We start from the raw sequence: 20,475 nt of genomic DNA, 5'->3' as shown, positions 1-20,475 counted from the left end.
TATACCTGTGTCTATGAACAGGTTGACAAAACCTGCGACACTCCACAAAAAAGCCCCTGATCAAAAAACAACCATAGCGCTACAGGCCGCGTAGATAAAGGCTTGCAGCCAGCTACTCCCATGTTACCCACAGCCGGTTCCACAGTGGATGGGGACAAGTCATTTGTGTGACAAAACAGGGATTTGCGGCGGCTATATGTCGCGCTTGAGGAGGTGTGTGGATTTGTTTTCCACAATTTGCCGGAGGGCCTGTGGACGACCGAAAAATGCAGGCGCCCGCTGATCGTTCCCACGCTTCGCGTGGGAATGCCGCCAAGGACGCTCTGCGTCCCAAAGCGTGACGCGGAGCGTCACAGGATGCGCTCCCACGCAGAGCGTGGGAGCGATCAGGCCGGGTTAGTGCCCGCCGAGGTAGGCGTTGCGCACTTCCTCGTTCACCAGCAACTCCTTGCCGGTGCCGGTCAAACGGATTTCGCCGTTGACCATCACATACGCCCGGTCAGACAGGCGCAACGCATGGTTGGCGTTCTGCTCCACCAGGAAGATGGTCATCCCGGTGGCGGCCAGCTCGCGCAAGGTGGCGAAGATCTGCTTCACCACAATCGGCGCCAGCCCCAGGCTCGGCTCATCGAGCAGCAACAGCTTGGGTCGGCTCATCAATGCCCGGGCAATGGCGAGCATTTGCTGTTCGCCACCGGACATGGTCATCGCCCGCTGGTTACGCCGCTCCTTGAGCCGTGGAAACAGCTCGAACATGCGCTGCATATCTTCGCTGGCGTGCTTGTCGCCAATGGGGATGGTGCCCATCAGCAGGTTTTCCTCGACGGTCATGTCCGGGAACACCCGCCGCCCTTCCGGGGACTGGGCGATGCCATTGGAGGCGATGTAGTGGGACGACTTGTGGGTGATGTCCACGCCCTGGTAGAGGATCTGCCCGGACTCGGCGCGCGGCTGGCCGAAGATCGACATCAGCAGCGTGGACTTGCCCGCGCCGTTGGAGCCGATCAGGCTCACCGTCTCACCTTCGTCGATGTGCAGCGAGACTTTTTTCAGGGCCTGGATCGGGCCGTAAAACACGTCCAGGTCCTTCATTTCGAGGATAGGCGTACTCATACCAACTCCTCTTCATCGGCGCCCAGGTAGGCCGCAATCACTTTCGGGTCGTTACGGATCGCTTCCGGCCCGCCCTCGGCGATGACGTTGCCGTGGTCCAGCACCACGATGTGGTCGGAAATACTCATCACCATGCCCATGTCGTGTTCAATCAGCACCACTGTGAGGTCGTGTTCGTCGCGCAGCAGGCGAATCATCGCGCTGAGGGCTTCGGTTTCCTGGGGGTTGAGGCCCGCTGCCGGTTCGTCCAGGCAGATGATCTGCGGCCGGGTGCACATGGCACGGGCGATTTCCAGGCGGCGCTGCTGGCCGTAGGAAAGCTCGCCGGCCAGGCGGTTGGCACAGTCCACCAGGTCCACCACTTCCAGCCAGTAGAAGGCGTGGTCCAGTGCATCGCTTTCTGCCTTGCGGTAGCCCTTGGTGTTGAGAATGCCCGCCAGCATGTTGCGGTTGACCCACATGTGCTGGGCCACCAGCAGGTTTTCCACCACCGACATTTCCTTGAACAGGCGAATGTTCTGGAACGTACGCGCCAGGCCGGCACGGTTCACCAGGTGGGTGCCGCCGAACATCTTGTAGTACACCCGGCTGAAAAAACTCTTGGGCGACACGAAGTCGGTGGGCTTGAAGCGTTCGCCGAGCAACTGGATCACGTTGGTCTGCTTGCCACGGATATTGAGTTCGATCTTGCCGCCGCTGGCCGTATAGAAGCCGGTCAGGCAGTTGAACACCGTGGTCTTGCCAGCGCCGTTGGGGCCGATCAGGGAGAAGATAGAGTTGCGTTCGACCTTGAGGCTCACATCGCTCAAGGCCTTGATGCCACCGAAGTGCATCATCAGGTGTTCCACGTTGAGGACCACTTCCTTGCTCATGGCGCTACCCCCTTGCGTGGTGTCACGCCGCTACGGCTGATCCGGATCAGGCCACGCGGTCGCCAGATCATCATCACCACCATCAACACGCCAAACAGCAGCACACGGTACTCGGAGAAGCTACGCAGCAGTTCAGGCGCCACGGTCAGCACGAACGCGGCAATCACCACGCCCACCGTCGAGCCCATGCCGCCCAGTACCACGATGGCGAGGATCAATGCCGACTCGAAGAAGGTGAACGAAGACGGGTTGACGAAGCCCTGGTAGCTGGCAAAGAACACCCCGGCCAGACCGGCCGTGGAGGCGCCGATGGTGAAGGCCGAGAGTTTGACCAGCACATGGTTCAGGCCCATGGAGCGGCAAGCGATCTCATCTTCACGCAGGGCTTCCCAGGCGCGACCCACTGGCATGCGGGTCAGGCGGTGCTTGATGTACAGCACGGCCAGCACCACCAGGAACAGCACGATGTAAATGAACAGAAATTTCACGTTGGGGTTGTAGGCGATGCCGAAGAACTCATGGAACGGCACCCCGCCTTCTTTGGCGCGGCGGCCGAACTCCAGGCCGAGGAAGGTCGGCGATGGCACCGGCATACCGTTCGGCCCGCCGGTAAACGACAGCCAGTTGTTGAGCACCAGGCGGATGATTTCACCGAAACCCAGGGTCACGATGGCCAGGTAGTCACCGTGCATTCGTAACACCGGGAAGCCGAGTATGCACCCCGCCAACGCGGCCGCAATGGCCGCCAGCGGCAACACCGTCCAGAACCCCAGCCCGAGGTATTGGTACCCCAGGGCCAGGCCATAGGCGCCGATGGCGTAGAAAGCCACGTAACCCAGGTCGAGCAACCCGGCCAGGCCCACCACGATGTTCAGGCCCAGGCCCAGCAACACGTAGATCAGCCCGAGGATCACCACGGTCAGCAGGTATTTGTTGGCAAAAAACGGAAAGACAATGGCGATCACGATCAGCGCCGGGATGATCCAGCGCAGCCGCGACTTGTAGTCCGGCGCCAGCACATGCACCCCGGAGCCCGAGCTTTCAAAACCCTGGAGGATCTTCAAGCCCTTGGGCGTTTGCAGGAACAGGCTCATGACCAGCCGCCCGGCCATGACGATGGCGACCAGCAAGCCCACGCGGGCCGGCTCCAGGTTGAAGCTGTAGCCGTCCAGGACCACGCCGACGATAGGGCCGAACACGATCAGGGAAATCAGCCCGGCGAGGACCGCATCGACCACACTTTTCTTGATATCAATAGATTTGGCAGCAGACATGTTTACACCTTCGCCACGAGAGGGCGACCAAGCAGGCCCTGGGGACGGAAAATCAGAATCACCACCAGCAGGGAGAAACTGAACACGTCTTTGTAGTCAGAGTTGATCAACCCCGAGAACAGCGACTCGGAAATCCCCAGGATGATCCCGCCCAGCATCGCCCCAGGCAGGGAGCCGATGCCGCCGAGTACCGCTGCGGTAAATGCCTTGATGCCGATGATAAAGCCGGCATAGAAGTCGAACGTGCCGTAGTTCAGGGTAATCAGCACACCGGCCAGGGCCGCCATGGCGGCACCGATGACAAACACGTAGGAAATCACGCGGTCGGTGTTGATCCCCAGGATCGAGGCCATCTTGCGGTCTTGCTGGGTCGCACGGCACATGCGGCCGAGCTTGGTGTACTTGATGATGTAGGTCAGCAGCGCCATACCGGCAAAGGCTGCGACCAGGATAAACACCTTGGTGTAGGTCAACTGGACGAACCCGGTGCCGATATCGACGCGCCAGGCGCCGGCCAGCAGAGTGGGAATGCCTTGTTGCTTGGCGCCCTGGGCGATCTGCGCGTAGTTCTGCAGGATCAGCGAAATCCCGATGGCGCTGATCAGCGGGGCCAGGCGCGTGGAGTTACGCAACGGTTTGTAGGCGACACGCTCGATGACCCAACCGTAGACGCCCGTGACGACAACGGTGAACACCAGGGTGCCAAGAATGAGCAGCGGGAAGGATTCGAGGCCGAAGTAAGCCAGCAGTGCCAGACTGATCGCCGCGAGGTAAGCGGAAATCATATAAACCTCGCCGTGGGCGAAGTTGATCATGCCAATGATGCCATAGACCATTGTGTAGCCGATGGCGATCAGGCCATAGACCGACCCGAGGGTCAGACCGTTGACCAGTTGCTGCAGGAAAATACCATCCATAACGCAATCTCACGCGGTGAGAACCTGCACACCGTGGGGTGTGCGGTCCTTCTGGAGGAAAAGACAGATCTGGTGCCGGACGCAATGGCCCGGGCAACCGCGATCCAGTGTGGGAGCTGGCTTGCCGGCGATAGCGGTCTCACATTCAACACAGGTGCTGGCTGTCAGTCCGTCATCGCGGGCAAGCCCGATTCCCACAAGGGGTCGGTGGTGGCTGGTTGATTACTTCTGCTTTTCCAACTGGTGGTATTTGCCGTCCTTATCCCACTGGTACACCACGTAGTCGGAGACTTTCAGGTCACCCTTGGTATCCCATTCTTTCTTGCCCATCACGGTTTGCACCGGGTTGGCCTTGAGCCACTTGGCTGCATCTTCGCCCTTGTTGGACTTGGCGCCGTTGAAGCCGGCGGCCAGGGCCTGGATCGAGGCGTAGGCGTACAGGGTGTAGCCTTCAGGCTCGGTGCCATTTTTGCGGAACTCTTCCACCACGGCCTTGCTGTCTGGCAGCAGGCGCGGGTCGGCGCCGAAGGTCATGTAGACGCCATTGACGTACTGCGCACCACCGGCGGTCGCCACCAGTTCGTCGGTCACGACACCGTCGTCGGACATGAACTTGACGTCGTTGAGGCCGGCTTCACGGATCTGGCGTACCAGTGGACCGGCTTCCGGGTGCAGGCCGCCGAAGTACACAACGTCGGCACCCAGCGAGCGGATCTTGGTGACCAGGGCGCTGAAGTCTTTTTCGCCACGGGTCAGGCCTTCTTCCAGCACCGGCTTGACGCCGCGCTTGGTCAACTGGGCGGCGGTGGCATCGGCCAGGCCTTTGCCGTAGGTGTCCTTGTCGTTGATGACCGCGACTTTCTTGCCCTTGAGCACGTCGACGATGTAGTCGCCGGCCACGATGCCTTGCTGGTCGTCACGCCCGCACATACGGAACATGGCCGCCAGGCCACGCTCGGTCACTTGTGGGTTGGTGGAGCCTGGAGTGATAGCGATGATGCCCGCTTCGTCGTACACCTCGGAGGCTGGAATGGTGTTGGACGAGCAGAAGTGGCCGACCACGCCGATCACTTTGTCCTGGTCGGCCAGGCGGTTGGCCACGGCCACGGCCTGCTTGGGTTCGCACGCATCGTCACCGGCCACCAGCTTGATCTGTTCGCCGTTGATCCCGCCCGCCTTGTTGATCACATCGGCTGCCGCCTGGGCACCTTTCATGTACTGCTCACCGAAGGCTGCGTTGGCGCCCGTCATCGGCCCCGCCACGCCAATCTTCACATCAGCTTGAACAAACGTAGAAACACCCAGCGCGGCAGCTACCGCGAGGGCCAGGAAACCTTTCTTGTAAAACGTCTGGGACATGAGTGGTGCTCCGAGTTTTTTGTTGAATGGGCACTGCAATTTCACTTCAAACTTTCACTTGAAACCTTCACCGGAAAGCTGAGAGCAAGCGGCGTGCCATTGCGTTTTTATATTTCAAAAAGACACGGTGTCATTGTTATTACAGGCGTTTCGGTGCCTTTTTGCCGGGACGTGCAACCCTCTGGAACGCAGAGGTGCAACCAAAGGCCCGAAAGAGTGAAACCCGCCGATTGGACTGATGTCAGCCAGCCATCAAGCGCCCCTTCGGACATCTGTAACCACGCGCGTAACGGAAGTGCACATTTACAGTGCGTCACTGCTACGACTCGCACCAATACAGATTAGTAGCCGGCTAAGAAAACGCCGGCTTTTGGGCGGTATTTCGCTGATCAGATGACAATTCGCAGGCATTGGCCGGCGTGATACAACGAAAACCCGGCTTCATACAGGCAACTGCGCAGGCCCACCCCGGCCAGAGGCTGCATCGGTGCAAACGGAATCGGCAGAGCCTGGGGATCCTGGTGACACAGGTAGTCGGCAAATGCCTTACCCACCACCGTCCCGGTGGTCACGCCACGCCCGTTGTAGCCAGTGACGGCCACCAACCCGGGCGCGGGCTCGAACAGCCGCATCAGATGGTCCGGGGTAAAGGCGATACAGCCGGTCCAGGTGTATTCCCAGTCCACCGCCTTGAGGTACGGGAAATAGTGCTGCTGCACACGGTCGGCCCAGGCCTTGAGGAACCAGGCGGGCTTCTGGTTACCGTTGCCCAGGCTGCCCAGCAACAGACGCCCGTCGGCATCACGCCGGATACTGCTCAGCACCTGACGGGTATCCCAGGAACCCTGGCCGCCCGGCAGGATTTGTTGCGCGGCGGCATCGGTCAACGGCGCGGAGGCTACCTGATAGTAATAACCGGGGAAAAAGTTGCGCCGCAGCTCGGTCCATTCACCTTCGGTGTAGGCGTTGGAGGCGATCACCACTTGTGCAGCCTGCACCGCGCCCTGGGCAGTTTGCACAGACCAGTGCTGCCCCTGGCGCTCCAGTTGGGTCACCGAGGAATGATCGAACAATTGCCCACCCAGGCCCACGGCTGTATGGGCCAGGCCGCTGGTGTAGGCCATCGGGTTCAAGGTACCGGCACGCCGGTCGAGCAAGGCGGCGGCGATCTTTCGGGTGCCGGTGGCCTCCTCGCACGCGGCCCCCGTCAACAGTTCGACCGGTGCACCACGGCGCTTCCACTGCTCCTCGCGGCTACGCAGGTCCGCTTCGCCACGGGCGTTGTGCGCCATGTGCAACGTGCCCTCGCGGCGCAGCTGGCAATCAATGTTGTATTTGTCGATCAGGCTGAACACCAGGGACGGTGCCGCACCGAGCATGCGGTTGAGCTGGCTGCCCACCGCCGTGCCGAAACCGGCCTCGATCTCGTCCGGAGGAATCCACATCCCGGCGTTGACCAGCCCCACGTTGCGCCCCGAACCGCCATGGCCGGTGCGATGGGCCTCCAGCACGCAGACACTTTTGCCTTGCTCCAGCAGGTGAATGGCCGCCGACAAACCGGTGATACCGGCGCCGATCACGCACACATCCACCTTGACCTCACCCTTGAGGGCGGCGCGATCCGGCCGGCCAGGGGTCAGTTGTTCCCACAAACACGCTTCGCGTAATGGCATTGCCAGACTCCGGGATCTAACCAACAACGCTTATTCTGAATTGCGAACCCAATCGGCTGTGGGAGCTGGCTTGCCGGCGATAACGATGGTGAGTCCAATACCGCTATCGCCAGCAAACCAGCTCCCACATTGACCGCACCTGATTCAGTCGAAGGTAATGCCCTGGGCCAACGGCAGTTCCAGCGAATAGTTCACGGTGTTGGTCTGCCGGCGCATATACCCGCGCCAAGCGTCCGAACCCGACTCACGCCCGCCACCGGTCTCTTTCTCGCCGCCAAACGCGCCGCCGATCTCCGCGCCACTCGGGCCGATATTGACGTTGGCGATCCCACAATCACTGCCCACTGCCGACATGAACTGCTCGGCCTCGCGCACATCGGTGGTGAAAATGCACGACGACAAGCCCTGCGGCACCGCGTTATTCAGGCGCAATGCCTCGCTGAAGTCCTTGTAGCCGACCACATACAGAATCGGCGCGAAGGTTTCACTGCACACCACATCGCTCTGCTCGGGCATTTCGACGATGGCCGGCGACACGTAGTAAGCGTTGGGGAACTGGTCCTGCAACTGACGCTTGCCGCCAAACACCTTGCCGCCTTCGCTCAAGGCCTGCTCCAGGGCGTCCTGCATGTTTTCAAAGCTGTGTTTGTCGATCAGCGGGCCGACCAGGTTGCCTTGCAGCGGGTGACCGATGCGCACCTTGGAATAGGCGGCCTTGAGGCGCGTGACGATTTCGTCCTTCACCGACTCGTGGGCGATCAGCCGGCGCAGGCTGGTGCAGCGCTGGCCTGCGGTACCGACCGCACTGAACAGGATGGCACGCACGGCCATGTCCAGGTCGGCGCTGGGACCGAGGATCATCGCGTTGTTGCCGCCCAGTTCCAGAATGCTGCGAGCAAACCGTGCGGCGACTTTCGGCGCCACTTCGCGGCCCATGCGCGTGCTGCCGGTGGCGCTGATCAGCGCCACACGCGGGTCGTCCACCAGGGCGGCGCCGGCATCGCGCCCGCCGATGACCACCTGGCAGAGATACGGCGGCGCGTCGCTGAAGTTTTTCGCGACACGTTCAAACAGTGCCTGACAGGCCAGGGCGGTGAGTGGGGTCTTTTCCGAGGGTTTCCAGATCACCGCGTTGCCGCACACCAGCGCCAGCGCCGTGTTCCACGCCCACACCGCCACCGGGAAGTTGAAGGCGCTGATCACACCCACCACGCCCAACGGGTGCCAGGTTTCACGCATATGGTGGCCAGGGCGCTCGGAGGCGATGGTCAAGCCGTACAGCTGACGCGACAGGCCCACGGCGAAGTCGCAGATGTCGATCATTTCCTGCACTTCACCCAGGCCTTCCTGGGTGATCTTGCCGGCTTCCCAGGACACCAGTTCGCCCAGGTCGGCCTTGTACTCACGCAGCAGGTCGCCGAACTGGCGCACCAGCTCACCGCGACGAGGCGCCGGCACCTTGCGCCAGGCGTCGAATGCATGCTCGGCGCGACTGACCTGCTGCTCGACCTCGGCCGCCCCTTCCCAGTGCACACTGGCGATGCGGCTGCCATCTATAGGTGAATGCACAGGCTGCTTCCCCGCCTGGTACAACGCCGGGTCTACACCGAGACGATCAAGCAATGCGGCAACCATGGGTCACTCCTTCAATCCACCAACAGAAAAATTGCGCCGTGGCCCGCACGACGATCCAGGCCTTATTTGTAGCTGGCCCAGGACTTGCCAACAAACGACGATTAGGCGAGATATCATTCCGTTTATTCATGCAAAACAAAAAAAGAGGCGTGCCGTGCTCAATAAAAGACATTTGCCCTCGATCACCGCCCTGCAGTGCTTCGAGGCCGTGACCCGCCACCTGAGCTTCACCCGCGCCGCCGAGGAACTGAACCTCACCCAGAGCGCCGTCAGCAAGCAGGTCGCACAATTGGAGGAGTTGCTGCAGCACCTGTTGTTTCGCCGGGTCCGCCGACGCTTGCAGATGACGCCGGCGGGCGACCTGTACCTGGTGGAAGTGCGCAAGATCTTGAGCCAGGTGGAGATGTCGACCCACTACCTGCGCTCCTACGGCGGCGAAACCGAAGTGCTGCGCGTATCGACGCCCTATACCTTTGGCGCGCGCTGGCTGGTGCCACGGCTCAAGGGCTGGCGCCTGCGCCACCCGCAGATCCACCTGGACCTGTGCAACGAGCAGACGCCGGACGAGTTGCTGCAAGGCAAGGCCGACCTGGCCTTCTACTTCGGCACAGGCGCAAGGCCTGGCACCGAAAGCCTCAAGCTGTTCAGCGAGGAACTGGTGCCGGTGTGCGCCCCCGACAGCCTGCCGGCCCAGCCCTTCAGCGACCCCACGCAACTGAGCGAGTTGGTGCTGCTGCAAAATGCCTCGCGCCCCCAGGGCTGGCATGACTGGTTCGCCAGCCTCGGCTACCAGACCGAGCACAGCTACCACGGGCCGCGCTTTGACACCTTCTATATGTGCATCCGCGCCGCGCAGGTAGGTTGTGGCGTGGCGCTTCTACCGCGTTTTTTGGTGGAAGAAGAGTTGGCAGACGGCAAGTTGGTGATCCCCTGGCAGCACGCAATGCCCAGCCAGGATGCGTACTACCTGGCGTATCCGGAGCATTCGGCAGAGGTGCCTAAGGTGCGGGATTTTGTGAAGTGGATGATGGAGCAGGTTGTTTAGCCCCTGGAATACCGCCATCGCAGGCAAGCCAGCGCCCACATTTGGAATGCATTCTCCTGTGGGAGCTGGCTTGCCTGCGATGACGCCAGAGGCCACGACAAAAAAACCTCTGGCAAAACAACACAGGTCTATGCGCCACTAGCGCCATTCTTGTCTGGAGATTCCCGTTATGAGCGAGAGTGTGTTTGCCGATCGCATCGTGCAGAACCTGCTCGACACCGACTTCTACAAGCTGACCATGATGCAGGCGGTGCTGCACAACTACCCCAACGTGGAAGTTGAATGGGAATTCCGTTGCCGTAACAGCGAGGACCTGCGCCCCTATCTGGCAGAAATCCGCTACCAGATCGAGCGCCTCGCCGAGTTGAGCCTGAGCCCGGACCAGTTGGGTTTCCTGGAACGCATCAGCTTTATGAAGCCGGACTTCCTGCGCTTCCTGGGTTTGTTCCGCTTCAACCTGCGCTATGTGCAGACCGGCATCGAGAATGGCGAGCTGTTTATCCGCCTGCGCGGCCCCTGGCTGCATGTGATCCTGTTTGAAGTGCCGCTACTGGCGATTGTCAGCGAAGTGCGCAACCGCTATCGCTACCCGACCATCATCCTGGAGCAGGCCCGCGAGCAGCTGTATCGCAAGTTCGACTGGTTGACCGCCAATGCCAGCAGCGACGAGCTGGCCGAGTTGCAGGTCGCGGACTTCGGTACCCGCCGGCGCTTCTCCTACCGCGTGCAGGAGGAAGTGGTGAATGTGCTCAAGCACGACTTCCCCGGCCGTTTCGTCGGCACCAGTAACGTGCACCTGGCCCGCGAACTGGACATGAAGCCCCTGGGCACCATGGCCCACGAATGGATCATGGCCCACCAGCAACTGGGCCCGCGCCTGATCGACAGCCAGATCGCCGCCCTCGATTGCTGGGTCCGCGAGTACCGTGGCCTGCTGGGGATCGCCCTGACCGATTGCATCACCACCGATGCCTTCCTCAGCGATTTCGATCTGTACTTCGCCAAGCTGTTCGACGGCCTGCGCCATGACTCCGGCGACCCGGTGCAGTGGGCCGAAAAAGCCATCGCCCATTACCACAAGCTGGGCATCGAGCCGATGAGCAAGACCCTGGTGTTCTCCGACAGCCTGACGCTGCCCAAGGCCCTGGAGATTTTCCGCGCGCTGCGCGGTCGGATCAATGTCAGCTTTGGCATCGGTACCAACCTGACCTGTGACATTCCAGGTGTGGAACCGATGAGCATCGTGCTTAAAATGACCGCCTGCAATGGCCAGCCCGTGGCGAAGATCTCCGATGAAGCGGGCAAGACCCACTGCACGGATCCGAACTTCGTCGCCTATTTGCGCCACGTTTTCAAAGTACCTGCCATCTCTAGCGAGGAGTGAATCATGCAAGCCGTACAGCGTGAGATTGCTGAACAGCTCAAGGTCCAACCACCGTTCCAGGACCACGCCGCCCTCGAAGCGGAAGTGGCCCGGCGGATTACCTTTATCCAGGACTGCCTGCTCAATTCGGGGCTCAAGACCCTGGTGCTGGGCATCAGCGGCGGCGTCGACTCCCTGACCGCCGGCCTGCTGGCCCAGCGGGCGATGAAAGAGCTGCGCGCGCTCAAAGGCGATGACGCTTACCGCTTTATCGCGGTGCGTCTGCCTTACGAGACCCAGTTCGACGAACACGATGCCCAGGCCAGCGTTGACTTCATCAACCCCGACGAACGCCACACGGTCAACATCGGCCCGGCGGTCAAGGCCCTGGCCAATGAAGTGGCGGCCTTCGAGGGCAAGGCGGCGGTGTCCCGCGATTTTGTACTGGGCAATACCAAGGCGCGGATGCGCATGGTCGCGCAATACACTATCGCCGGCGCGGCAAGTGGCCTGGTGATCGGCACCGACCATGCGGCGGAAGCGGTGATGGGTTTTTTTACCAAGTTTGGTGATGGCGCCTGCGACCTGGCGCCGTTGAGCGGGCTGGTGAAAAACCAGGTACGGGCGATTGCCCGGTACTTTGGTGCGCCCGAGTCGCTGGTGGAGAAGATCCCGACAGCCGACCTGGAAGACCTCTCACCGGGCAAGCCGGATGAAGCGTCCCATGGCGTGACCTATACCGAAATCGATGCGTTCCTGCACGGCCAGCCGGTGCGTGAGGAAGCGTTCAGGATTATCTGCGAGACCTATCGCAAGACTGAGCACAAGCGGGTGATGCCGTTTGCGCCTTGAGGTGAGGCGGGTGGTTGTGTATTGATTGTCAGGCCGCTATCGCGGGCAAGCCCGCTCCCACAGTTGAATGTATTCATACATCAAAATGTGGGGGCGGGCTTGCCGGTGACGAACGATAACGCGGTCTGTGGCCTTACTTCAGGGTCACAGTGCCTTTCATCATCGCGACGTGGCCAGGGAACGAGCAGAAGAACATGTACTTGCCGTCAGCCTTGAGCTTGGACACATCGAAGGTCACCGAGTCGGTCTCGCCAGCGCCGATGATCTTGGTGTGGGCGATGATGCGGGTGTCGTCTTTTTTCAGGTAGTTGTTGTCGATACCGGCGGCCATGCCCTCGGTTGCAACCGGCTGCATATCAGCCTCAGTGGTCAGCACCCAGTTATGGCCCATGACGTTCTTCGGCAGGTTGCCCGAGTGCTTCAGCTCAACGGTGAACGTCTTGCAGCTCTTGTCGATTTCAATGGCCTTGGTATCGAAGGACATTTGGTCGGTGGAGTCGACAGTGACCTTGCACTCTGCAGCGAGCAACTGACCGCTGGCCAGAGTCAGCAGGGAAACAGCAACGATTTTGGCGAACATGTGAATCTCCAAGGCAGGGTTTAAAAAACGCATATGCGACAAGGGTGCCTGAGGCAGGCAGATGTTCCAATGATCTGAATCAACAGATTGTATACAACTTTAGGCTATCAGACTGATCGACAGAATCAACCAGCCAAAGTGCCGCACGCTGCCTATGATCGGCTCATCTTTCCTTCCTGGAGTCCGAGCCATGCACCTCAATAGCCTGTTATGCAGCCTGCTTGCCGCTTACGCCTGTGGCGCCAGCGGTACTTACGAAACGGTTAATGTCGACTAACGTTTAGTCAGCAGAGACGATTCTGAAACCCGATTACCCCTTGGAGCCCGTTTAAAGGCAGAATACCCGCCGCTCAACCTCACCTTCGACCCCAGAGGATCGCCCATGGCAAAACCTAATTACTCCTTCGCCAAACGTCAGAGAGACTTGGCCAAGGAACAGAAGAAAGAGGAAAAGCTGCAACGTAAGAAAGCTGCGGCCGACGAAGAAGCAGGCGCACTGAACCCGGATGCTGAAGGGGAAGTGATTGCTGACGAAACTGAAACCCCGAAAGACCCGGCACCCGAGGCCTGAACCCCCGCCTCAATGAATGCCTGACCTGTGGCGAGCAGGCTTTATGTGGCGAGCGGGCTTGCCCGCGTTGGGGCGCGAAGTGGTCCCAGAACTGGGACGGCTACGCAGTCCAGCGGGAGCAAGCGCCCTCGCCACAGCACACGCTCGCCACAGCGGCCTGCTCTCCACGGGAGCATTGGCCACACCGCATCGGTTATTCCAGCGGCATCACCGTCACCCGTACTTCCGGGTCATGGCTGCCCCCTCCCAGAATCACCCCGCGCAACGGCGAGACATCGGAAAAATCCCGGCCCCAGGCCAGGGTGATGTGCTCCAGTGCCGGCTGCACATTGTTCGTCGGATCAAAATCCACCCAGCCCGACAACGGGCAAAACACCGACACCCACGCGTGCGACGCATCAGCGCCGATCAGCCGTGGCTGGCCGGGCGGGGGCTGGGTCAGCAGGTAGCCACTGATGTAACGCGCCGCCAGGCCCCGTGAGCGCAGGCAGGCAAGCATCAGGTGGGCAAAGTCCTGGCACACCCCCCGTCGACGCTCCAGCACCTCCACCAGCGGCGTGGCGACCTGGGTGGCTTCGGCATCGAAGGTAAACTCGCTGAAAATCTTCTCCATCAACGCCTGCACGCCCAGCAACAGCGGCCGGCCAGCCGGAAAGCAGCTCTCGGAAAAATCGACGAAGTTTTTCTTCAAATGCACGTAGGGCGATTCGAAACGATAGCGGCACGCCTCGATCGCCTCTGCCGACAACGGCTGGCCACTGTAGGTCAGGCGGTTGCGGGTCTGGTCCCAGGGCGGTGACTGGTTGAAATCCAGCACAGGCCGGGCCAAAACCTCCACGGTCAGGCCGGCGTTGACCAGCAATTCGTCATGGGGCCGCTCGAACGCCAGCCGGGTGATCGGATTGCCAAACACATCCAGCTCATCACGGCGCGCCGTCGGCTCGGGGCTGATCTCCAGTTGCCGCGAAGTGCAGCGCTGCCACGCACACGGGCGCGGCCATAAGTGCGCCAGTTGCTGGGCCAGGGACACCGGGCTGTCGTAGTGATAATGGGTATCGTGGAAAATCTGATAGCGCGCGCTCATTACACAGACACCGTTTGCTGGCTGACATCATCCACATGGGCAAAATGGCGCAGGGCCAGGCGATCAGAGACTTGCCCGCTTTCATCGGCGACCGCCTGCAACAGGTCCGCCAGGCCGTCGAGGGCCGCGCGCACGCTGGCGTCACCAAACAACGGGTTCTCCAGGCAACCCAGGTCAAAGCGCGACAGGCGCTCCACCAGCGGCGCCAGCCCAGTCTCCCGAGGCACGCCGAAGTCATCGTTGAGGCGACGCAGGGTGCGACTCACCAGCTTGAGCTGGAACACCACCGCGTGGGGGTTCTGTTCATCCAGCAGCAACAGGTCCAGCACCGGAATCAATTGCGGCACTGCCAGGTAACGCGAGCGGTAGGTGATGCTGCTGTTGCCCAACTCCAGCAACCACTCCAGCCCGGCCTGGTCGAACACCGCCACGCCACGCAGGAAGGCCGCGAGGCTGCTGCTGAGAAACTGCAGGCGCTCGATGCGCCGGCCCATCATCAAAAAGCGCCAGCCTTCGTCGCGGGTCATGTCGTCGAGGGCAAAGCCGGACAAGGCCGCCAGCGACATCACCAGGCGATTGAGAAAATCCAGCAGCTCGCCAAAATCCGGCGTCTCGCGCTCCAGCTCCAGGGCTTCGCGCTGCAACTCCACCAGAGCCTGCCAGTTCTCCCGGGACAGCTTGCCGCGCACCTGGGATGCCGCCCACTGCAAGCGCTGCAAGTTGGCGCGCAGGCTCGACGGCCAGTCATCACCGAGCAGGGCCTGCAGCAGGCGCTCGGGCAACTCGCCCTCCTCCGGCAGCAGGCGCAGGCTCTCACCGAGTTCTACGGCGGCCTGCAGGGCCAGCGGGTCGTCACCATCGACATAGCGCGCGAGCACCACACGCAGCCAGCGCGCACTGTTATCGCAGCGCTCGCAGTAACGGCCGAACCAGAACAGGTTTTCCACCACCCGCGAAGGCAGGTAGGGGTCGCGACGCACCAGGTCATGGGTGCCGATCACCCGCTGCGCACGCCATTGCTCGCCACCGGGGGCCCGCTCGCCCAGCACCCAGGTGTCCTTGCTCGCCCCGCCACGTTGCATAGACACCACTTCGGCGTCCGCGTGGGCTGCCACGCGGGTCAGGCCGCCCGGCAGCACCCGGTAACCATCCTCACCGGCCACCGCGTACACGCGCATGCCAATGGCGCGATGTTGCAGATGATCATCCACGGTGTGCCAGACCGGCGCCTGGGACAGCTGCGCCAGCTCCTGGGCCACGTAGGCGTATGGGCGCGCCTGCATGCGTTCGGCCAGGGCCTGGCGTTGTTCGTTGTTCAAGTCGCGGCCAAACACCGGGGCAAAACTTTGCGAAGGAAACGCCGGCTTGATCAGCAACTCCGGCAGTTTTTCCAGGGCTTCGGCCAGTACCGGGGCCTCGCCGCACCACCAGGTGGCGATGGACGGCAGGATCAGTTCTTCGCCAAACAGAAATTGATTGATCTTCGGCAGGAAACCCAACAGTCCAGGGGACTCCAGCACGCCGGCGCCCAGGGCATTGGCCACCAGCACATTGCCCTGGCGTACCGCATCCAGCAGGCCGGGCACGCCCAGGGCCGAGTCGGTGCGCAGTTCCAGGGGGTCGCAGAAATCATCGTCCAGGCGGCGCATGATCGCGTGCACGCGGCGCAGGCCGCTGAGGGTCTTGAGGTACACCGTGCTGTCGCGCACGGTCAGGTCGCCGCCTTCTACCAAGGGGTAGCCAAGCTGGCGGGCCAGGTACAGGTGTTCGAAATAGCTTTCATTGAAGCGCCCCGGGGTCAGCAGCACGATCAGCGGCGGCTGGTCATCACCGGGCGCCTGGCGGGCCAGGGTTTCCTGCAGGGTGCGGAAGAACCCGGTGAGGTGCTGCACCTGCAAGTCGCGATACAAATCCGGGAAGGCACGGGAGACGATGGTGCGGTTTTCCAGGGCATAACCGGCGCCGGAGGGCGCCTGGGTGCGGTCTGCCGTGACCCACCAGCGGCCATCCGGGGTGCGCGCCAGGTCCACCGCGTACAGGTGCAGGAACACCCCATCGGGCGGCTGGATGCCCTGGCACGGCCAGAGGAAGTTGTTATGCCCAAACACCAGTTCTGCCGGCAGCAAGCCTTCGGCAATCAGGCGTTGCGGGCCATACAGGTCGGCCAGCACCGCATTGAGCAAGCGCGCACGCTGGGCAATGCCTGCCGACAAGTGCGCCCACTCATCCGCCGCCAATACATGGGGCAGCAGGTCCAGTTCCCATGGGCGGTCGGCGCCCTTGGGGTCGGCATAGACGTTGTAGGTCACGCCGTTTTCCTGGATCTGCCGCGTCAGCAACGCCTGGCGCTGGGCCAGTTGCGCCGGGGTGCTGCGCTGCAGGTGGTCGAGCAGGCGCTGCCAATGGGCGCGCACCGCGCCGCTGCCATCCAGCAGTTCGTGATAGGTGCCCGCAGTCAGCGGGTAACGGTCGAGCAAGTCGGACATGGAACGCTCGGCAGGGGCAAGGGAAGCCAGATTAACCTAACAAACACTGCAAATCCTCTGTGGAAACTGGCCGTGTGGGGAAGCGGGCTTGCTCGCGATAGCAGTGCGTCAGCCAATGCATGTCCTGGCTGATACTCGGTCATCGCGGGCAAGCCCGCTCCCACATAAGCCCGCGCCTACAGGTGGGGTTGTGTTTAGTCATTTTTATTGGGGAACCGCCGCAGATCCAGGGTCATTGGCAGTTCATCGTTGATCACCATCGCCGGCACCGGCAATTTGCCCGGGCTGTGACCCAGGCGGAAAAACCGCGCCATGCGCCGGCTTTCCGCTTCGTTGGCATTCACCGGCAAGCTGTCGTAATTGCGCCCACCCGGATGGGCCACGTGGTATTGGCAGCCGCCCAGGGAGCGTTGCATCCAGGTATCCAGCAAATCGAACACCAGCGGTGCATGCACCGCGATGGTCGGCTGCAGGCAATTGGCCGGTTGCCAGGCGCGATAACGCACGCCCGCGACGAATTCCCCCACCCGGCCGGTGGCGTGCAGTGGCACCGCCACCCCGTTGCAGGTCAGCACATAGCGCTGCGGCGCCAGGCCGCTGAGTTTTACCTGCAAGCGCTCCAGGGATGAATCCACGTAGCGCACCGTACCGCCCGCCGCGCCCTCTTCGCCCAGCACATGCCAGGGCTCCAGGGCCTGGCGCAGTTCCAACTCGATACCGCTGACGGCATAGTCGCCGACCTTGGGAAAACGGAATTCCAGGTGTGCCGCGAACCACTCGGCGCGCAGTGGATAACCGGCGGCGTTGAGCTCGACGATCACGTCGGCAAAGTCCTGCTCGATAAAGTGCGGCAGCAGGAAGCGGTCGTGTAGCTCCGTGCCCCAGCGCGCCAGCTTCGGCGGCGCGTAGGGCTCACGCCAGAAGCGCGCCACCAGGGCGCGCAGCAGCAGCTGTTGGGTCAGGCTCATGCGTGCATGGGGCGGCATCTCAAAGGCGCGCAGCTCCAGCAGGCCCAGGCGCCCGGTAGCACCGTCCGGCGAGTAGAGCTTGTCGATGCAGAATTCGGCGCGGTGGGTATTGCCGGTGACGTCGATCAGCAAGTTGCGCAGCAAGCGGTCCACCCGCCACGGCGGGCATTCCTCGCCTGGCGCGGGCATCTGCGCAAAGGCGATTTCCAGTTCGTACAACGCGTCATTGCGCGCCTCATCCACCCGTGGCGCCTGGGAGGTCGGGCCGATAAACAGCCCGGAAAACAGGTACGACAACGACGGATGGTTATGCCAGTAACTGATCAGGCTGCGCAGCAGGTCCGGGCGGCGCAGGAACGGCGAATCCTTGGGCGTGGCCCCACCCAGCACAAAGTGGTTGCCACCGCCGGTGCCGGTGTGGCGCCCGTCGATCATGAATTTTTCGGTGGTCAGGCGGGTTTGCCGGGCCTCTTCATAGAGGAACTCGGTGCGCTCCACCAGTTCGTCCCAGGTGGCGGACGGCTGCACGTTGACCTCGATCACGCCTGGGTCTGGCGTCACGCGGAAGTTGCTCAGGCGCGGGTCGCTCGGCGGCTCGTAGCCTTCCAGCAATACCGGGCAATGCAGTTCCTGGGCGGTGGCCTCGATGGCGGTCACCAACTCCAGGTAATCCTCGACCCGCTCCAGGGGCGGCATAAACAGGTAGAGCCGCCCTCCCCGCGCTTCGGCGCACAAGGCGGTGCGGGTCAGCCAGTCGGCAGACTCGTCGACCTTGGGTACACGCTCGTCGCTGGGGGCCGGCTCGCCCGGGGCTGACGCGCTGATGGCCAGCGCCGGCAGATCTTGATTGGGATCGGTGGGGTGCACAAAGGGGTAATCTGCCGCCGTCACCCAGGGCTGCGAGGCCAGGGGCAAGCGATAGCCCAGCGGCGAATCCCCCGGCACCAGCCGGCAATGGGTGTCACGCAGGTACCAGCGGCCGCTCTGCCAGCGATCATTGGCTGCGGTGCGCGCCAGGGGCAGCACATGACCGATGACTTTATCCAGGCCCTGGCTGAACACCTTGCGCAGGCGTTCGCGCTCCAGCTCATCCTCCAGGCGTGAATCCTGGGCGCTGACGTTCTGTGGCAAGGCACCTTCGCGCCACAGGTAGTAAAAATTGTCCTCGAAGGCCGGGAATACAAAGCGCGCAGGGAGCTTCAGGCGCTCGGCAATGCTCGCCAGGAAGCGCCCGGCCATGACCTCATCCGCGCCGTAGTCTTGCTGCTCGTCGGCGATCAGCGCGTCGTTGTGCCAAACCGGCACACCGTCCCGACGCCAATGACAATTGAGCGACCAACGCGGCAATTGCTCGCCGGGGTACCACTTGCCCTGGCCGAAGTGCACCAGGCCCTTGGGCGCGTAGTGCTTGCGCATGCGCTGGAACAGCTCGGCGGACAGTCGGCGCTTGTCCGGGCCCAGGGCAGCGGTGTTCCACTCGGCACCGTCGGGGTCGTCGATGGACACAAAGGTCGGTTCGCCGCCCATGGTCAGGCGCACATCGTCCTTGAGCAGGTCGCTATCAATCTGCCGGCCCAGGGCCTGGATCGCCAGCCATTGTTCTTCGGTGTAGGGCTTGGTCACCCGAGGGGCTTCCCAAATGCGTTCCACCGACATTTCGTGGGTGAACTCACACTCGCACGGCTCCACCAGCCCACTGATCGGGGCGGCAGACGATGGATCGGGACTACAGGCCAATGGGATATGCCCTTCACCGGCGAATAGACCGGAGGTGGCATCCAGGCCGATCCAGCCGGCGCCGGGCAAATACACCTCGCACCAGGCGTGCAAGTCGGTGAAGTCCACCTCGGTGCCGGAGGGCCCGTCGAGGGCTTTGACGTCGGCGGTCAACTGGATCAGGTAACCGGAGACAAACCGCGCCGCCAAACCCAGGTTGCGCAGCAGCTGCACCAGCAGCCAGGCCGAGTCGCGGCACGAGCCGGAGGCGTTTTCGAGGGTGAATTCCGGGGTTTGCACGCCCGGCTCCATGCGGATCAGGTAGCCGATATCCGCCGCCAGGCGCTGGTTGAGGCCGACCAGGAAATCCACGGCCGGCAGCGGCGTGCGGTCAATACCGGCCAGGTACGCAGCAAACTTCGGCGTCAGCGGCAGAGTTTCCAGATACGGCGCCAGCTCTCGCTGCTCGTCGGCGGCGTAGCTGAAGGGAATTTTTTCGGCGTAGGGCTCAAGGAAAAAGTCGAACGGATTGAACACCGCCATCTCGGCGACCAAGTCGACCTCGATACGCAGCTCATCGGTCTTTTCCGGGAACACCAGGCGCGCCAGGTAATTGCCCTGGGGGTCTTGCTGCCAATTGATGAAATGCTGCTCGGGCAGCACCTTCAGCGCGTAGGACAGGATCCGCGTGCGGCTATGGGCCGCCGGTCGCAGACGCACAATCTGTGGGCCAAGCTCCACAGCGCGGTCGTAACGGTAATGCGTAACATGGTGCAACGCGACATGAATCGACACGGCGGCCTCCTGCGAGCCAGAGCATGAACACAAAGCGCGCAAGACTTATGCCAGAGCGGCGGTCATTGCGCTTTATCGAGGGAGCCGGTGCAGTACAGCACCAAAACGGCGCGAGAGCGGCCGTCGTGGTGCGAGGGTTGCACATATTTGTGGCGCAAGTGCGGGGCGCAGT

At 62.1% G+C, this 20,475-nt stretch carries 15 protein-coding genes; 4 read left to right on the top strand and 11 right to left on the bottom strand.

All coding sequences use genetic code 11. The annotated features are described in order from the left end of the window. Positions 1 to 396: 396 nt before the first annotated feature. The 7 genes from K1X80_RS03730 to K1X80_RS03700 all read right to left on the bottom strand — a co-directional run bounded on the left by K1X80_RS03730 (position 397) and on the right by K1X80_RS03700 (position 8,843). Entirely contained in the window at positions 397 to 1,113 is a 717-nt protein-coding gene (locus tag K1X80_RS03730; protein ID WP_057437450.1) for an ABC transporter ATP-binding protein, read from the bottom strand. Further along, the gene (locus K1X80_RS03725; protein ID WP_057958172.1) at positions 1,110 to 1,985 is read right to left on the bottom strand and encodes an ABC transporter ATP-binding protein; all 876 of its coding nucleotides are present in this window, start codon (positions 1,983 to 1,985) and stop codon (positions 1,110 to 1,112) included. Before K1X80_RS03725 ends, K1X80_RS03730 begins: the two co-directional genes overlap by 4 nt. Beyond that, positions 1,982 to 3,259 carry a high-affinity branched-chain amino acid ABC transporter permease LivM gene (gene livM, locus K1X80_RS03720; RefSeq protein WP_057958171.1) on the bottom strand — a complete coding sequence of 426 codons (1,278 nt, stop codon included), beginning with the start codon at positions 3,257 to 3,259 and terminating at the stop codon, positions 1,982 to 1,984. The genes K1X80_RS03725 and livM overlap by 4 nt, the downstream gene beginning before the upstream one ends. Positions 3,260 to 3,261: 2 nt before the next feature. Next, positions 3,262 to 4,176 (bottom strand): ABC transporter permease subunit, encoded by a 915-nt coding sequence (locus tag K1X80_RS03715; RefSeq protein WP_057437447.1) that lies wholly within the window; start codon positions 4,174 to 4,176, stop codon positions 3,262 to 3,264. 222 nt (positions 4,177 to 4,398) lie between these two features. Beyond that, complete coding sequence (locus tag K1X80_RS03710; RefSeq protein ID WP_057437446.1) at positions 4,399 to 5,535, bottom strand: branched-chain amino acid ABC transporter substrate-binding protein; 1,137 nt, start codon at positions 5,533 to 5,535, stop codon at positions 4,399 to 4,401. A gap of 389 nt (positions 5,536 to 5,924) precedes the next feature. Continuing rightward, positions 5,925 to 7,208, bottom strand: coding sequence for an FAD-binding oxidoreductase (locus K1X80_RS03705; RefSeq protein ID WP_057958170.1), 1,284 nt, complete (start codon positions 7,206 to 7,208; stop codon positions 5,925 to 5,927). 144 nt (positions 7,209 to 7,352) lie between these two features. After that, positions 7,353 to 8,843: an aldehyde dehydrogenase family protein gene (locus K1X80_RS03700; RefSeq protein WP_057958169.1), complete on the bottom strand. Its 1,491-nt coding sequence runs from the start codon at positions 8,841 to 8,843 to the stop codon at positions 7,353 to 7,355. 154 nt (positions 8,844 to 8,997) lie between these two features. On the opposite strand from K1X80_RS03700, the gene K1X80_RS03695 reads away from it, so the two are divergent. The 3 genes from K1X80_RS03695 (at position 8,998) to nadE (ending at position 12,103) form a co-directional block, all read left to right on the top strand. Then, positions 8,998 to 9,888, top strand: coding sequence for a LysR family transcriptional regulator (locus K1X80_RS03695; RefSeq protein ID WP_057437442.1), 891 nt, complete (start codon positions 8,998 to 9,000; stop codon positions 9,886 to 9,888). A gap of 169 nt (positions 9,889 to 10,057) precedes the next feature. Continuing rightward, on the top strand, positions 10,058 to 11,272 hold the full coding sequence (pncB, locus tag K1X80_RS03690) for a nicotinate phosphoribosyltransferase (RefSeq protein ID WP_057958168.1): 1,215 nt from the start codon (positions 10,058 to 10,060) through the stop codon (positions 11,270 to 11,272). A gap of 3 nt (positions 11,273 to 11,275) precedes the next feature. Continuing rightward, complete coding sequence (gene nadE / locus K1X80_RS03685) at positions 11,276 to 12,103, top strand: ammonia-dependent NAD(+) synthetase (RefSeq protein WP_057437440.1); 828 nt, start codon at positions 11,276 to 11,278, stop codon at positions 12,101 to 12,103. 133 nt (positions 12,104 to 12,236) lie between these two features. Here nadE and azu read toward each other — a convergent pair whose 3' ends face one another. After that, positions 12,237 to 12,683: an azurin gene (gene azu / locus K1X80_RS03680; RefSeq protein ID WP_057958167.1), complete on the bottom strand. Its 447-nt coding sequence runs from the start codon at positions 12,681 to 12,683 to the stop codon at positions 12,237 to 12,239. 382 nt (positions 12,684 to 13,065) lie between these two features. On the opposite strand from azu, the gene K1X80_RS03675 reads away from it, so the two are divergent. Further along, on the top strand, positions 13,066 to 13,254 hold the full coding sequence (locus tag K1X80_RS03675) for a hypothetical protein (RefSeq protein ID WP_057437435.1): 189 nt from the start codon (positions 13,066 to 13,068) through the stop codon (positions 13,252 to 13,254). A 193-nt stretch (positions 13,255 to 13,447) separates the two neighbouring features. On the opposite strand, the gene K1X80_RS03670 is transcribed toward K1X80_RS03675, so the two are convergent. The 3 genes from K1X80_RS03670 to K1X80_RS03660 form a co-directional block, all read right to left on the bottom strand. Next, positions 13,448 to 14,338, bottom strand: a complete 891-nt coding sequence (locus tag K1X80_RS03670) for a transglutaminase family protein (protein ID WP_115127263.1) — start codon at positions 14,336 to 14,338, stop codon at positions 13,448 to 13,450. Continuing rightward, positions 14,338 to 16,824, bottom strand: coding sequence for a circularly permuted type 2 ATP-grasp protein (locus tag K1X80_RS03665; protein ID WP_057437433.1), 2,487 nt, complete (start codon positions 16,822 to 16,824; stop codon positions 14,338 to 14,340). Before K1X80_RS03665 ends, K1X80_RS03670 begins: the two co-directional genes overlap by 1 nt. Before the next feature lie 194 nt (positions 16,825 to 17,018). Further along, positions 17,019 to 20,303 carry a DUF2126 domain-containing protein gene (locus K1X80_RS03660; RefSeq protein WP_120731413.1) on the bottom strand — a complete coding sequence of 1,095 codons (3,285 nt, stop codon included), beginning with the start codon at positions 20,301 to 20,303 and terminating at the stop codon, positions 17,019 to 17,021. Between the last annotated feature and the right edge of the window lie 172 nt (positions 20,304 to 20,475).

Source organism: Pseudomonas sp. So3.2b (assembly GCF_019464415.1).
Taxonomy (GTDB): Bacteria; Pseudomonadota; Gammaproteobacteria; order Pseudomonadales; family Pseudomonadaceae; genus Aquipseudomonas; species Aquipseudomonas shahriarae.
This window is presented reverse-complemented; position numbering and strand designations above follow the sequence as displayed.

Bases quoted from the DNA above. Each gene is read 5' to 3' on its own strand.
- K1X80_RS03730 (WP_057437450.1), bottom strand. From the start codon at position 1,113: ATGAGTACGCCTATCCTCGAAATGAAGGACCTGGACGTGTTTTACGGC.
- K1X80_RS03725 (WP_057958172.1), bottom strand. From the start codon at position 1,985: ATGAGCAAGGAAGTGGTCCTCAACGTGGAACACCTGATGATGCACTTC.
- livM (WP_057958171.1), bottom strand. From the start codon at position 3,259: ATGTCTGCTGCCAAATCTATTGATATCAAGAAAAGTGTGGTCGATGCG.
- K1X80_RS03715 (WP_057437447.1), bottom strand. From the start codon at position 4,176: ATGGATGGTATTTTCCTGCAGCAACTGGTCAACGGTCTGACCCTCGGG.
- K1X80_RS03710 (WP_057437446.1), bottom strand. From the start codon at position 5,535: ATGTCCCAGACGTTTTACAAGAAAGGTTTCCTGGCCCTCGCGGTAGCT.
- K1X80_RS03705 (WP_057958170.1), bottom strand. From the start codon at position 7,208: ATGCCATTACGCGAAGCGTGTTTGTGGGAACAACTGACCCCTGGCCGG.
- K1X80_RS03700 (WP_057958169.1), bottom strand. From the start codon at position 8,843: ATGGTTGCCGCATTGCTTGATCGTCTCGGTGTAGACCCGGCGTTGTAC.
- pncB (WP_057958168.1), top strand. From the start codon at position 10,058: ATGAGCGAGAGTGTGTTTGCCGATCGCATCGTGCAGAACCTGCTCGAC.
- nadE (WP_057437440.1), top strand. From the start codon at position 11,276: ATGCAAGCCGTACAGCGTGAGATTGCTGAACAGCTCAAGGTCCAACCA.
- azu (WP_057958167.1), bottom strand. From the start codon at position 12,683: ATGTTCGCCAAAATCGTTGCTGTTTCCCTGCTGACTCTGGCCAGCGGT.
- K1X80_RS03675 (WP_057437435.1), top strand. From the start codon at position 13,066: ATGGCAAAACCTAATTACTCCTTCGCCAAACGTCAGAGAGACTTGGCC.
- K1X80_RS03670 (WP_115127263.1), bottom strand. From the start codon at position 14,338: ATGAGCGCGCGCTATCAGATTTTCCACGATACCCATTATCACTACGAC.
- K1X80_RS03665 (WP_057437433.1), bottom strand. From the start codon at position 16,824: ATGTCCGACTTGCTCGACCGTTACCCGCTGACTGCGGGCACCTATCAC.